The 14,026-nt window shown below is 58.3% G+C and carries 12 protein-coding genes; 10 read left to right on the forward strand and 2 right to left on the reverse strand.

All coding sequences use genetic code 11. The features are described from left to right. The first annotated feature begins 25 nt into the window (after window positions 1–25). Window positions 26–688 carry a hypothetical protein gene (locus WOC76_RS20115; protein WP_341108961.1) on the forward strand — a complete coding sequence of 221 codons (663 nt, stop codon included), beginning with the start codon at window positions 26–28 and terminating at the stop codon, window positions 686–688. 102 nt (window positions 689–790) lie between these two features. Then, window positions 791–1,852: an AI-2E family transporter gene (locus WOC76_RS20120; RefSeq protein WP_341108962.1), complete on the forward strand. Its 1,062-nt coding sequence runs from the start codon at window positions 791–793 to the stop codon at window positions 1,850–1,852. Between the two features lie 8 nt (window positions 1,853–1,860). Here WOC76_RS20120 and WOC76_RS20125 read toward each other — a convergent pair whose 3' ends face one another. Beyond that, complete coding sequence (locus tag WOC76_RS20125) at window positions 1,861–2,553, reverse strand: LysM peptidoglycan-binding domain-containing protein (RefSeq protein ID WP_341431565.1); 693 nt, start codon at window positions 2,551–2,553, stop codon at window positions 1,861–1,863. Between the two features lie 184 nt (window positions 2,554–2,737). Between WOC76_RS20125 and WOC76_RS20130 the strand changes: the two genes are divergently transcribed. From WOC76_RS20130 to WOC76_RS20165, 8 genes are all read left to right on the forward strand, one after another. Continuing rightward, window positions 2,738–3,952, forward strand: coding sequence for an NADH-quinone oxidoreductase subunit D (locus WOC76_RS20130; protein WP_341108965.1), 1,215 nt, complete (start codon window positions 2,738–2,740; stop codon window positions 3,950–3,952). Between the two features lie 145 nt (window positions 3,953–4,097). Further along, window positions 4,098–5,465 (forward strand): MmgE/PrpD family protein, encoded by a 1,368-nt coding sequence (locus tag WOC76_RS20135; RefSeq protein ID WP_341108966.1) that lies wholly within the window; start codon window positions 4,098–4,100, stop codon window positions 5,463–5,465. Between the two features lie 6 nt (window positions 5,466–5,471). Next, window positions 5,472–6,287 carry a phosphosulfolactate synthase gene (locus tag WOC76_RS20140; RefSeq protein WP_341431566.1) on the forward strand — a complete coding sequence of 272 codons (816 nt, stop codon included), beginning with the start codon at window positions 5,472–5,474 and terminating at the stop codon, window positions 6,285–6,287. A 384-nt stretch (window positions 6,288–6,671) separates the two neighbouring features. Next, window positions 6,672–8,858, forward strand: a complete 2,187-nt coding sequence (locus WOC76_RS20145; protein WP_341431567.1) for an efflux RND transporter permease subunit — start codon at window positions 6,672–6,674, stop codon at window positions 8,856–8,858. Next, window positions 8,800–9,996: an efflux RND transporter permease subunit gene (locus WOC76_RS20150; RefSeq protein WP_341108969.1), complete on the forward strand. Its 1,197-nt coding sequence runs from the start codon at window positions 8,800–8,802 to the stop codon at window positions 9,994–9,996. The genes WOC76_RS20145 and WOC76_RS20150 overlap by 59 nt, the downstream gene beginning before the upstream one ends. Continuing rightward, window positions 9,996–11,198: an efflux RND transporter periplasmic adaptor subunit gene (locus WOC76_RS20155; RefSeq protein WP_341108970.1), complete on the forward strand. Its 1,203-nt coding sequence runs from the start codon at window positions 9,996–9,998 to the stop codon at window positions 11,196–11,198. Before WOC76_RS20150 ends, WOC76_RS20155 begins: the two co-directional genes overlap by 1 nt. 40 nt (window positions 11,199–11,238) lie before the next feature. After that, on the forward strand, window positions 11,239–12,825 hold the full coding sequence (locus WOC76_RS20160; RefSeq protein WP_341431568.1) for an efflux transporter outer membrane subunit: 1,587 nt from the start codon (window positions 11,239–11,241) through the stop codon (window positions 12,823–12,825). A 98-nt stretch (window positions 12,826–12,923) separates the two neighbouring features. Continuing rightward, window positions 12,924–13,220, forward strand: coding sequence for a hypothetical protein (locus tag WOC76_RS20165; RefSeq protein WP_341108973.1), 297 nt, complete (start codon window positions 12,924–12,926; stop codon window positions 13,218–13,220). A gap of 41 nt (window positions 13,221–13,261) precedes the next feature. Here the strand turns inward: WOC76_RS20165 and eutC are convergent. Next, on the reverse strand, window positions 13,262–14,026 hold a 765-nt coding region (eutC, locus tag WOC76_RS20170; protein ID WP_341431569.1), incomplete at its 5' end, for an ethanolamine ammonia-lyase subunit EutC.

The following is a 14,026-nucleotide window of genomic DNA, read 5'->3' on the forward strand; positions in this document are numbered from 1 at the left end:
CGTGGTACGCTTGAAGGATAAAAAAATGTCAATCGCTCCAGAAACCCCCATGCGCCAGAATGCGCCGGCGGCCGTCGGCGGGCTGGTAGACGCCATCGGCGGCGTCGCCACCGCAATTCTCGCCATCTGTGGCCTCGTCAACATCAATCCCCCGGTCATGATCGCCGCTGCGACGATCGTGTTCGGCGTGGCCCTGCTCCTCCAGGGCGGCGCGTGCATGGCTGAATTCACCCAGGCCGCACGAACGAGCGGTCGCGTCGTCGACATGGAGCCGGGCGGCAATTTGGCCGCGATACTCCTCGTGGGCGCGGCGGGCGTCGTGCTCGGAATTCTTTCCCTCCTTGGGATCGGCGCCAATGTCATGATCCCCTCCGCCGTGATTGCGTTCGGGGTCGCCATGATCCTCGGCAGCAGCTTGTTGCCCCAACTACATGCGATGCGCCAGGCCGCGCAGCCAGGGCTTCAGCGCCGCCTGGCGGGGAGCGAAATCTTCGTATCGCAGATTGCCTCCGGATCGGCTGTTGGTCAGTCTCTGGCTGGCCTCGCGGCGATCGTGCTCGGAATACTCGTGCTTGCCGGCCTCAACCACCCCGCGCTCATTCTGGTCGCATTACTGGAGCTCGGCGCGACGCTCGTCATTACCGGGGGCGCGCTGACGGCGGCTATTCTTGGCGCCATGCAGCCTTGAAGAGCGCAGACAAGGACCGCGGGTGGCTGCTCACGGCTCGTGAGGCAGCCACCCGGGACCCGTTCTTGGCGGAGTCGCTTATCTCATGGAAGAGGGCAGGCGATGACGCAGGCGGCCGGGAATGCAGACGATCAGGCGCAGAGGCGTCCCAATCTCGCGACGATCCTTGTCGCCTTTGCGATCTTCGTGCTCGTTTTTCATGAATTGCGCTGGGTAATCCTGCCCTTCGTGCTTGCTGGCCTGCTCGCCTACCTCTTCAACCCCCTCGTTGAACGCATTTCGGCGAGGTTCGAGGCGTCGAGGATCCTGGGAGCGGCGGCCGTATTTGTGACGCTTCTCACAGCAGCAGTTGTAACGATCTGGATCGGCGCGCGCCCGCTGGTGACAGAGCTCGAACGCGTGGCGACAGATCTGCGCGAGATACTGGGCCGGCTTGCCCATGGCGTCTTTGACGACAGGACTGTCACCATCTTCGGCATCAACGCGGACGCAAACCAGATCGCCGAGGCGGCGACGAACGGTCTGCGTGGCTGGATCGGTCAGACCGGCCGTCTGCTGCAACTCGCGTCAGTGAGTTTCGTAGCGTTGTTCGGCTGCATTCTCGTCTTTGTCCTTCTGTTCTACCTGCTCGCCCAGGGTCCGCAGATCATGCGGAGCCTTCTCTGGCTCGCCCCGCTCGATCAGCGCGACACGATCGAGAAAGTCTGGGCGCGGCTAGGGCCGCTGCTGTGGCGCTATATTTGCGGCGTTCTGATCGTTGTCGCTTACGCAATCGTTGCGGCCTATGTCGGCCTTGGACTCGTGCTCGGCCTCAGACATGCGCTCTTTCTTGCTCTGCTCACGGGTTTTCTCGAGATGATCCCCGTTGTGGGACCTGGCGCTTCCGCTCTCATCGCCGGCCTGGCCGCAATCGGCAATGCGACAGGAATTGCTCCCATAATCGGCTATGCGATCTACGCAATTGCACTGCGCCTGTCGATTGACCAGCTTCTCGGCCCGCTGGTGCTCGGCGCCGCAGCGACGCTCAGTCCCGTGACGATCATCTTCTGCTTTCTCGTCGGCGGGGCGCTGTTCGGCGTGTCAGGCGTCATTCTCGCCGCGCCTGCGGCGATTGCGCTCAAGACATGGGTCGCGGTGACGCGCGGCGAAACCACGCTCGGATAGTCGGGAGACTACCTTGGAGTCGCGCGCCGCCTAAGGTCGGGCAGGATGATCTCGGCGCCGGGACGAAGGCGATTGGGGTTGAGGCCCGGATTTGCGCTCGCAATATCGCGCCACCGACCGGGATCGTGATAAATTTTGCGTGCAATGCCGCTGAGCGTGTCGCCGGCTACAATTCTGTAAGTTTCCGCCTGCGTCTCGCTTGCGACGGGCGCTTCCTTGGAAGGCTGAGGAGCTTCGGGCCCAACGGCCGTTTCGGCGCTTCTACCGCCAGACGGCGGGGCAGACCCGGCATTTCGCTCAGCGGGTTTTCTTGCGGCCGCCTGTGTCGGTGCGACGTGCTCGACGCCGTGATGGCTGAGTGCATGGATCGAGAGGCCCAACATCACCAGAGCCAGCAGGGCGGCCGCGAGCGGCGCTCTGCTGATGGCGCCGCCATTCCCCAAACGCTCACCGGTTTTTCCTGGCGACTGGATCGAAGCAGGTACCGCTGTCGCGACGATATATTTGCGTTCGACTTCTCTTTTTTGCAGCTCCTCGATCTGGCCGAGGCTCATCTCCGCGCCATCCGCGTCGAGAATGTGAATGTCTGGCTCCGCCTGCGCCTCGAGGAGCTTCACCGTTTCAAGGCATCCGGAAGCTGTTTGGCGCTGTGTGAGGATCTTGTCGCTTCCATGAACGACAGCATAAGCCACGACGGCCATCCGCTTTCTTGCTTGGCGCTCAGGGGGAACTCCCACTGAGTTAGCGATTGGACTGCGGAAGGCAAGGCGGCGGGCGATATTTTCCACTCAGCCCATGCGGGAGGACGCCGTAAGGCGCGGAACGTGCTCCATGAGCTCGCCACGCTATTTTTCTGAGATCATCTTTCAACACCGGCGCGAAATCATGCAGGCTCAGACCGCTCGGACCGCAAATGGCGTCCCTCAAAGAAGCTTCATGCTCAACTTCGGTCCAGTGCACCCAGCCGCACATGGGGTCTTGCGCCTGATACTGGAGCTTGATGGCGAAGTCGTTCTTAGGGCCGACCCACACGTCGGATTTCTGCATCGTGGAACGGAAAAGCTGATCGAGGACAAAACCTATTTGCAGGCGCTTCCCTATTTCGATCGCCTGGACTACGTGGCGCCGATGAATCAGGAACATGGATTTTGCCTCGCGGTCGAGAAATTGCTCGGCATCGAGCCGCCATGGCGCGCCCAGCTCATCCGTGTGCTGTTCTGTGAGATCGGGAGGCTTCTGTCGCATCTCCTGAACATCACCACCCAGGCGTCGGATGTCGGGGCGCTGACGCCGAACCTCTGGGGATTCGAGGAGCGCGAAAAGCTCATGTGCTTTTATGAGCGCGCATCGGGCGCTCGCCTCCATGCCAATTATTTCCGCGTGGGCGGCGTCCATCAGGATTTGCCAGCGCAATTGCTGGAGGACATCTACGCCTTTTGCGACCCGTTTCTCCAGGTCTGCGACGACCTCGAAAGCATCCTTGGAGAAAACCGTGTTTTCAAAGAGCGCAATGTCGGCATCGGCGTAATCACGCTCGACGACGCATGGGCGCTCGGTTTTTCGGGCGTTATGGTCCGGGCTTGCGGCGCGCCTTGGGACCTTCGCAAGACGCAGCCTTACGAATGCTACGAAAAACTGGATTTCGATATCCCGATCGGCTCGCGCGGCGATTGTTACGACCGATACTGCGTGCGCATGGAAGAGATGCGCCAATCGACGGGGATAATGAAACAATGCGTGAAAAAACTGCTGTCACGCGAAGGAATGGGGCCGGTTGTAGTCCTTGATCACAGGATCGCACCGCCAAAGCGCCGCGTGATGAAGCGCTCCATGGAGGCAATGATAGAGCAGTTCAAGCTCTATTCGGAAGGGCACCATGTGCCCGAGGGCGAGGTCTATGCCGCGGTGGAGGCCCCCAAGGGCGAATTCGGAGTCTATCTGGTTTCCGACGGCGGCAACAAGCCATACAGATGCAAGATCAGGGCTCCCTCATTTGCTCATTTACAGGCGATGGACCGGCTATCACAAGGACACATGCTCGCGGATGTCTCTGCGATCGTCGGATCGCTCGACATCGTCTTCGGCGAAATCGACAGATGAATCAGGGCTTGAGGACGTAACGGCTTGGCGTGGCGTCCGTGCGCGCAAAACTCTCTTGGAACATGTGTGTGAGGTCCTAAGTAGCGTCTCCATATCGCTTGGCGCACATTGAGTGAGCATGGCAATCGCGCAAGGGGGTTCGTTTGTGACTGAAGTCGTCGAATTGGCGGACTTTGTAGCGCGCGCACATTTTTCTGACATCAGCGCGGCGGCGCTGACGCAGCTGAAGATTCGTATTCTCGACACTATCGGCGTCGCCATTGGAGCCATCGGCGCCGGACCTCCGGCGGCGATCCGACGCTTGACGGAACAGCTGGGCGGCGCCCCGCTCTCGACCCTCATCGGCGGGGGCGCGACGGCTCCCGATCGGGCGGCCTTCTACAATGGCGCGCTCAGCCGCTATCTCGACTTCATGGACAGTTACATTGCTCAGGGCGAAACATGCCACCCCTCCGACAATCTCGCGCCTGTAATGGCTGCTGCTGAGATGGCGGGTGCGAACGGGGCGGAATTTCTCACGGCCCTGGCGGTCGCCTATCAGGTTCAGACGCGCCTCAGTGACGTGGCTCCGGTGCGCCGCAAAGGTTTCGACCATACGACACAGGGCGCCTATGCAGTGGCGGCCGGCGTCGCCAAAGCGTTGCGGCTGCCGCGTGACCAGATCGCGAATGCAATTGCAATCAGCGGAACCGCGAACGTCGCCCTCAGGGTCGCGCGAACCGGCGCGTTATCCAATTGGAAGGGGCTTGCCTATCCCAATATGGCGATGGCCGCTACCCATGCGTCGCTTCTTGCGGCTCATGGCGTCACCGGACCGCCTATGGTTTTCGAAGGAAACAAGGGCTTCAAGGAGACGATCAGCGGGCCGTTCGAGATCGACTGGCGACATGAAGATCTCGAAAGCGTCCTGAAAACGGTGATCAAGAAACACAACGCCGAAATACACGCGCAGACCGCGATCGAAGCGGCGCTGGACATCCGCGCGCGGCCTGGCTTCCGCCTCGAGGCGATCAGAGCCGTTCGCCTCGAGACGTTCGCGGTCGCCTATCATATCATCGGCGGCGGCGAGGAAGGCGACAAGCATCTGGTGCGGACGAAGGAAGAGGCGGATCATAGCCTGCCTTATATGCTGGCCGTCGCGCTTATCGACGGCGCACTGATGCCCGAGCAGTTCGCGCGTTCGCGCATTGTCGCACCGGATGTGCAGCACATTCTGCGCAAAGTGACTGTGACGCCCATCGCCGCCTTCACGGCCTTGTTTCCAAATAAGCTCCCGGCGCGACTCGAGATCGAAATGGACGATGGTTCGATCTTCATGGCGCGGCGCGACGACTACCGTGGTTTCTATACGACGCCTTTCGCTTGGGCCGACGCGCGCGAGAAATGTGATCTCGTCGTGAGCCGCATCGCTTCACCGGGTTGGTCCGGCGCGGTGGCCGAGGTGGTCTCGAGTCTCGACGAACGACCCTTTGCCGATCTGATCGCACTCCTCGAGAAGCCAACGAACCGGTGAGTCATCATGAGCGAGACGACCTTCTCCTTTATCCCCCGCGCGGCCCGCTCGGAAAAGCCGAGAAAAACTGGCCTTACGGAAATTCGCGGACCTTATTACAGCGCTTATGGACCGCGGCATCTTGCTGATGTGCTCGAAACGATGGGCGCGTGGGTGGATGGCGTCAAATACGCCGGCGGCTCTTTCGCCCTCATGCCGCCGGGCGCTGTGGAAGCCCTCAACAAGGTGGCGCATGATCACGACCTCTATGTTTCCACCGGCGGCTGGATGGAAAATGTCCTGCGCTTCGGCCCGGACGTCACCGCCCGTTACATTGAAGAGGCGAAGGCGCTGGGCTTCGACATGATTGAAATCTCCGCGGGATTCATCAGCCTGCCTACGGAGAGCATGCTTCGTCTCGTGGAAGCCGTCAAAAAGGCCGGCCTGAAAGCCAAGCCTGAACTCGGGATCCAATTCGGCGCAGGCGGCGCGACAGCGGCCGGCGAGCTCCAATCGGAAGGAACAAAAGACGTTGGTTGGCTGATCGCACAGGGAAAAGCCCTTCTCGCCGCCGGCGCCGATATCCTCATGATCGAGAGCGAAGGCGTTACTGAGAGCGTCACAAGCTGGCGAACGGACGTTCCGGCGGCGATCATCAACCAGATCGGGCTCGACAAGGTGATGTTCGAAGCTGCAGACCCCCCCGTCTTCGAGTGGTACGTCAAGAATTATGGAAATGAGGTAAATCTCTTCGTGGATCACAGCCAGATCGTGCAGCTCGAAGCTTTGAGGGCAGGAATCTGGGGAACCAAAAGCACCTGGGGGCGGATTCAAAACATTTGAGACTTGCCTGATTGTGGTGCGTACGTACGCAAGAAAGCGGGCGCCTCCAAAGGCGGCTTGAACAAGCGTTCAGGAAAAGCAATTAATATAATGGGTTGTGTTCCTTGAGGCGACCTCGCCTATTTCCGAGATGGGCTTTTCCCCCACGTTTCGAAAAAAACAGGAAGCAATGCCGAAACAGAACGGCTCTTTTCCCGGTTTTGAGAAACATCGATGAAATAGGGGGGTAGTAGCTATCGAGGCGTGGGGACTGGAGAAGCTAAATGATCTACGGAATAAAGAAACTAATCATAGGTTTACTGTCCTGAAAGCGAACCTCTTCGCACGGCTCGCTAAAAAGTGGGCGCCAACTGTTCCCCGGACATAAAATGGAAGAGAGTGCCGATGAGCGGCGTTGTAGTGCTTGCGCTTCGTCGTCCCTATACATTCGTCGTTTTGTCCATCTGCATCCTGATATTCGGCCTCATGGCTGTGTTCAAAACGCCGACAGACGTATTTCCGAACATCAAGATACCCGTCGTGGCGGTAGTTTGGGCCTATGCCGGCCTTCTGCCGACAGAGGTATCCGGTCGCATTACCTATCTGTACGAACGGCAGTTAACGTCGAATGTCGAGGGCATCGAACATATTGAGAGCCACTCTTATTACGGCAGCAGCATCATAAAAATTTTTTTGCAGCCTGGCGTCGATCTCGCAGCCGCCGAAGCCGATATAGACTCGATATCGCAGACTGTTACGAAACAGCTTCCCCCAGATATTTCTCCACCAATGGTCATGCGGCTCGAGGCTTCATCCGTGCCGGTCGCAATGCTAAAGGTGACAGCAGAAAGTCTTACGCCCGCCGATCTCTACAATCTCGCGAAAAACAAGATACGGCCGTTTCTCGTAACGATCCCCGGCGCCATCCTGCCGCATCCCTACGGAGGCCAGGACAAGCAGTTGTTGGTTTCTTTGGATCAGCAAAAGCTCCTGGCGCGCCACCTCACAGCCGCCGACGTGCACAATGCGCTCGGCCGCCAGAGCATCGTACTTCCCGCAGGCGATATGAAGCTCAAGGCGACAGACTGGATGGTGCAGACAAACGCCACGCCCATGCAAGTAGCGGATTTCAATAACATCCCGATCAAGACCGTGGGTAATGCAACCATCTATATGCGCGACGTCGCTGACGTGCGCCTCGGCGGTCCGCCCCAGATCAACGCTGTCCTCGTTGACGGCAAGCAATCCGTTCTGATCGTCGTCATGAAGAGCGGCGAAGCTTCAACCCTTGAGGTTGTAGACGGAATTAAAAAGGCAATTCCACGAATTGAGCAGATCGCTCCTCCAGGGGTCAAGGTTGAGCTGCTCAACGATGCGTCCCTGTTCGTGGAGGACTCCATAATCGACGTGCTCCGTGAGATGGCGTTGGCGTCGGCGTTGACCGGAGTAGTGGTCCTGCTCTTCTTGGGATCATGGCGGGCAACAGTGATCATCGCGACATCGATTCCGCTGTCTATTCTGTCGGCGATAATCTGCCTGCATTGGATCGGTCAGACGATCAATGTCATGACTCTTGGCGGTCTGGCGCTGGCGGTCGGAATCCTCGTCGACGACGCCACAGTGATGATCGAAAATATCGACACTCATATAGAGATGGGCAAACCGCTCGAGACCGCGATCATCGATGCAGCGAATCAAATTGTGATACCGACGTTCGTTTCGACCCTCTGTATCATTATCGTCTGGTTTCCGCTATTTGAACTCACAGGCGTCTCAGGGTGGCTGTTCACGCCAATGGCTGAAGCGGTCATGTTTGCGATGATGGCGTCTTTCATTTTATCGCGCACTCTCGTTCCGACGATGGCCAAATATCTTCTCGTCGACCCCAATGGTCCGAATGGACACGGCCACGCAATCGCGACCGAGGAAGCGCCGTCTTTGTCCGGCAGACGTAAGTTTCCTACCGAGGATGAAATCTATGCTCTGGCCAATGCGGATGCGGAGACAAACGCCCTCGCGGGCGACGGCGGTATATCTCACTTCGCGGTCCCCATCCCAGATCCGCATGATCACATTGGCGACCACCCGAGTTTCTTCAAGAGAATCCAACGGGGGTTCGAACACGGCTTCGAGCGGTTCCGCGAACGCTACAGCGCGCTCTTGAGCCGTACCCTCGACAATAGAAGACGTTTCGTCGCGGTGTTTCTCGCCGCCGCGGTGGCGTCGCTGAGTCTTTTCTATTTCAATGGCCAGGAGTTCTTCCCGGAAATCAAGTCCGGCATTCTCCAGATGCACATGCGGGCGCCGCTCGGTACGCGCATAGAGGCTTCCGGGCGCATTGCCACTCTTGTTTCAAATGACATCGAAAGACTGCTCCCGGGCCAAGTGGAAGGGATTGTTTCGAACTGCGGGCTACCAGTTGGACCACATAATCTTGCGTTCATTCCGACCCCGACGATCGGGGCGCAGGATTGCGATATGACGATCACCCCTCAAGAACGACGCCTCGCCCGTGTGGGATTATCGAGCCATTTTGCGCAAAGCTCTCAACGAGCGCTACCCAGGAACGGAATTCACCTTTCAGCCAGCTGACCTGACGGCGAAAATCCTCAATTTCGGTTCACCGTCCCCGATCGACGTCCAGATCAACGGCGGCGACCAGAATGCGAGTTACGAGTTTGCACGCAAGCTTGCGAGCAAGCTGCGCAGGGTCAGCGGCGCGGTTGATGTCGTCATTCAACAAACGATGCGGACGCCTACGCTTCTCGTAGAGGGAAACCGTAGTTTGGGTCTGGGCGTGAAGCTGACGGAAAAGGATATTGCGGATAATCTGCTGATGACGCTCTCTGGAAGCCAGCAGGTCGATCAGCAGTTCTGGCTCGACCACAAGACGGGTAACTCCTATCAAATCAACGTTTACACGCCGCAGCCGCAGATCACGCGCGTTCAGGATCTCCTCACGATCCCCGTAAACAAAACTGAGGGGGAGTCTTCGCCCAATGAAATGCAGCTGCTCGGCAGCGTGGCGTCAATCTCGGCAGTTGGGACGCCTGGCGTCGTCACGCACGCGAACATCATGCCTCTTTTCAACATTTACGTGTCGGCAGAAAAGCGTGATCTGGGCGGCGTACTGGCTGACGTAAAAGCGACCGCCTGGGAAATGGAGGCGGAGTTACCGCGCGGCGCGAGCCTTGAAATTCACGGACAGGCCGAGACGATGCATGGCGCCTATGTCGAGCTCATCGGGGGGCTCGTCGCGTCTATCGTTCTCATCTACCTGCTGATCGTCGTAAACTTTCAGTCGTGGCTCGATCCCTTCATTATCATTACGGCGTTACCGGGAGCTCTCGCGGGGATCGCCTGGTCTCTGTTCCTCACCCATACAAACATCTCCGTGCCAGCTCTGACCGGCGCCATCATGTGTATGGGAACGGCCACAGCCAACGCCGTTCTGGTTGTTGCTTATGCGCGAGAGCGACTGGAGCTCCATGGCGACGCTATGACGGCGGCGCTCGAAGCGGGCTATTCTCGCATACGTCCAGTGATCATGACCGCGTCCGCTATGATCATCGGCATGTTGCCCATGTCCATGAGCAACTCACAGAACGCGCCGTTGGGGCGAGCGGTCATCGGCGGGCTGATTGTCGCGACATTCGCAACGCTCCTGTTTGTCCCCTGCGTTTATGCGATTGTCTACAAACGCACTCCCAAACAGACGGAGACCCTTTGATGTCCACGGACCTGCTCCGGCATGTGTATCCCGACCTGCGCGGGAAAAAGATGAGATTCGGGCTCACTCTCGTACTCCTGGTTTTTATCGGCCTCGTCCTCTATGCGCGAAAGCGTGAGGCGGACGCGATTCGAGAGGAGACGCTTGCCAATGCAATTCCAACGGTTTCAGTTACGAATCCGAAACCGGGCGCGCCGACCGAAACGATAACGCTTCCCGGCAACATCGAGGCCTGGTTTCAGGCGCCCATCTACGCACAAGTATCCGGCTACGTGAAGATGTGGTACAAAGACTATGGCGCGCAGGTGAAGAGAGGCGATGTCCTCGCAGAAATCAACACGCCGAGCCTGGATGCTCAATACTCACAAGCCAAGGCTGCGCTAGAGGCGGAGCGCGCGAAGTACAACCTCTCCGTAGTTACGGCGCAACGGTGGACTGCCCTTAGGAAGTCTCACGCCGTTTCGGAACAGGAAATTTCCGTTCAGGAAGCAAATATGCAGGCCGAAAAGGCGCAGCTAGAAGCGGCTGAGCATAATGTCAATAATTTCGCAGCGCAGCTGCAGTTCAAGACTATCGTCGCGCCCTATGATGGCGTCGTAACGGCGCGCAATATCAATGTCGGAGATTACATCAACAAAGATGGAAATATCAGCGACAAGAACTCGGTCACCAACCTGTTTTCGGTCGCGGATATTCACCAATTGCGTCTCTTCATTTCCGTCCCGGAGGCGTTTGCGCATATTCTGAAACCGGGATTGATCGCCGATATCAAAGTCCCGCAGTTTCCTGATCGTCATTTCAGCGCCAAATTCCTGACGGTCGCCAATGGGTTCGATCCGACGACGCGAACTGCAGTGACGGAGTTCACAATAGAAAACCAGGATCGGACGCTGTGGCCCGGGTCTTACGCAGCCGTACGATTGACGATTCCGCTCGACCAAAGCACGCTGACGATCCCATCCAGCTCTCTCGTTTTCCAGGAAAACGGGGCTCAGGTCGCAGTGGTCGGCGTGGACGATGAAGTTCACTTCAAACCTGTCCACATCAACCGGATTCTCGACGGGGTGATCGAGATAGGCCCTGGCCTTAGACATAGTGATCGCATCGTGAACAATCCGAGTGCGGCGCTCCTTGAAGGGGATAAGGTTCGTATCGTATCGCCAGCTTCGGGGTACGAAATCGACCCCGCGGATCTGAACTGACACGATAGACGAAAGATCGTCAAATCCGAGTAGCTCCTGTATGCCCATCATTCAAAGACAAAACACGCTTCGACACTTAAGGTTGGCGCCGCTTCTTATCCTGTCTAGCTGTAATTCGATGCCTGGCGTTGATCTCGCACCCGCTTATGAGCCGCCGGAGTTCATCGTGCCGGCCTCCTGGCGCGGTGCGAGCCCCTTCGTGGAAGCAAAGCCGTCCGACGGAGAAATCCGCCCGGACTGGTGGCGGATGTTCAAAGACCCGGTTTTGGATCGGATCGAAGAGCAGGCGATGGCTGAAAATGCGGATCTGCAGGCGGCGGCTGAAAGATTTGTGCAGGCGCGCGATCTGATGATGAAGGCGAGATCGCGCATGCTTCCGCAGCTCACCATTGGTTTGGACGCTTCCGACAACAAGGAATCAGAGGCTGCGTTGTTCAGGGGCCCACTAAATCCAATCTACGATACCTCTGTCGCCGATAGAGCTGGCGCATCGTGGGAGCCGGACCTCTGGTATGCGATACGAAACGAAACGAAAGCGAGAAGTTATCTCGCGCAACAGAAGGCCGCCGAATTTGCGCTCGCGCGCCTGAGCTTGCAGGCTGAAATTGCCTCGGATTATTTCACACTTCGGGGATATGACGCTCAGGGAGATATCTACAGTCAGTCTATCTCCTATTATAAACAATCTCTCAATATTGTAAATGAGCGCTATCTCGGCAAGATAGCATCTGAACTCGATGTGGCGCGCGCCAAAGCCCTCTTATACAACACAGAGGCGAAGGCGCTGGAGGTGCAGGGCGAGCGAGAAGTAGTCGAGCATGCGATTGCGATTCTTGCGAATACCGCGCCGGCGAGTTTCAGGATCCCGCAGGCCGCAGGGTTTCGGATAATGCCGCTTAAGATCCCGAGGCGGCTTCCGTCCACATTGTTGGAGCGGCGGCCCGACATTGCGACTTCCGAGCGGGAGATGGCGCAAGCCAATCGAGAAATCGGCGTTGCCCGCGCGGCGTTTTATCCAAAGGTCGAGTTCAGGCTAGACGGGGGATTCGAAGACCGTGGGATTAACCTTGTAAAGCTCGCGAACAGCTTTTGGTCATACGGCTCGGCTGTCTCGCTGCCTGTCTTCGACGGTGGGTTGCGGCGAGCGCAGTTGCAACGGTCATGGTCGGTCTATCGCGAGACTGAGGACCGGTACCGAACGACGGTTCTCAACGCGTTTCGGGAAGTTGAGGATGGTTTAAGTCTCACGAACAGGCTCAACGCTGCTGCGAAGAAATTGGACGCAGCCGTGGTCGCAACGCAACAGACCCAAAACCTGACCATGGATCTCTATAAGGGCGGTCTGAATTCCAGCCTCGATCTCATTTATGCGCAGGTTGCGACCCTGACCGCGCGCATCGACGCCGCCCAGGTCAAGGCGCGCGTGCTGAAATCGAGCGTCGATCTCATTCGGTCGCTTGGCGGAGGGTGGGACCGCGGTAAGCTCCCGAAGGAGGATGAGATTCAGCCATTCGATTCGCTTCAATACGATGGTCTCGAGAAGCCGCCGGAGGCTGGAGGTATCGACGTTCCCGCTGATGACAACACTCGCAATAATAATCTGGCGAACGGTGGGCGCGCGCTCTGATAGGAGCCGGTCGGTCTCGAATCCAACAAAGACCTGCATGCGCCAGGGATAAAAGTTTGTTAGAGTGTCGCCTGCGGCCTGTAAAACAGGAGATTTTGATGGTCCTCGCGCCTAACAATCGAATCGAGATTGTCCTGATGGCTGATCAGGCTGCGCCCATTCATCTATGGGTGCAGTCCTCCGCCGAGCTTGCGCGGCGATTGGAATATAACAAGGAAAAGTCGACCCGAATATTGGGCGGTTCGGCGGTCCTTTTGCTTATGGCCTTCCTGCTGATCCCTGCGGCTACGGTATTTCTGTTCCTTCTGGGCGTGATCGTCGTCTTTCCATTGGCCCTTGTCGGGATGGCGGGTTATTTCCGTGGGAGAGACCCGCAAAATTGGACCGCTCCCTGAAACGGGGCGCTTATCCATCACATGCATGAGCCACTGTCCCGTCAAGGTTGTCGCAGCTGTGGCGGAGCGGCGACTGTGAGTCGGGCCCCTTCCGAATGATCCTTCAAGGCGACGCCGGTGATGTTTCGCTGCCGCGCCTCCATGCTCAAATAGAAAAGCTTTTGCGCGGCCTCCATACAGGACAAGCCTTGGGCGTGGATATTGGACAAACAGTTTCGCTCGGCGTCGGTGCGGCCGATCCGGGGTGAAAAGGTCAGATAGACGCCGAGACTGTTGGGGGAGGACAGTCCGGGGCGTTCGCCGATCAGGACTGCGACAAGTCTCGCGCTCAGTATTTCGCCTATCTGGTCTCCAACCGCGACTCGTCCATGGCGTACGATCGCCACTGGGCCGATTCGCCAATCACCGGCGCGAAACAAGGGAAGCGCCGCATCGAGCAAAGGTATCGCATGAATCATGACCGCCCCGGCGCAGAGGCCGTCGGCCACGACAAAGGCGATGTCGAAATCTCCCGATAGTGTGCCAAGGAGGCGGCGGGACGCGTCGTCGATCCTCCTTCCGAGATCGGGCCGCGCCAGATAGGCGCGTCTGTCGGTGGCCGCGCTCGCGACGCAGACAGGAATGAGGGCCCGTGCGCGAAGGTCTTGCGCAAGCCTGTCTACGTCCAGGACGCCGCCGACTGCGTCGCGAGCGCGCGCATGCGCGAGGCTGAATTCGAGATTGGCTTTTGTGGCGACCGCCGCGCCGGCGCCAGGCAAGAAGATGCGAGCGGGCGTCGCCGTCCGTAAGGGGGCGAGGCGGTCGGA

It is taken from the genome of Methylocystis sp. IM3 (assembly GCF_038070105.1).
GTDB lineage: Bacteria > Pseudomonadota > Alphaproteobacteria > Rhizobiales > Beijerinckiaceae > Methylocystis.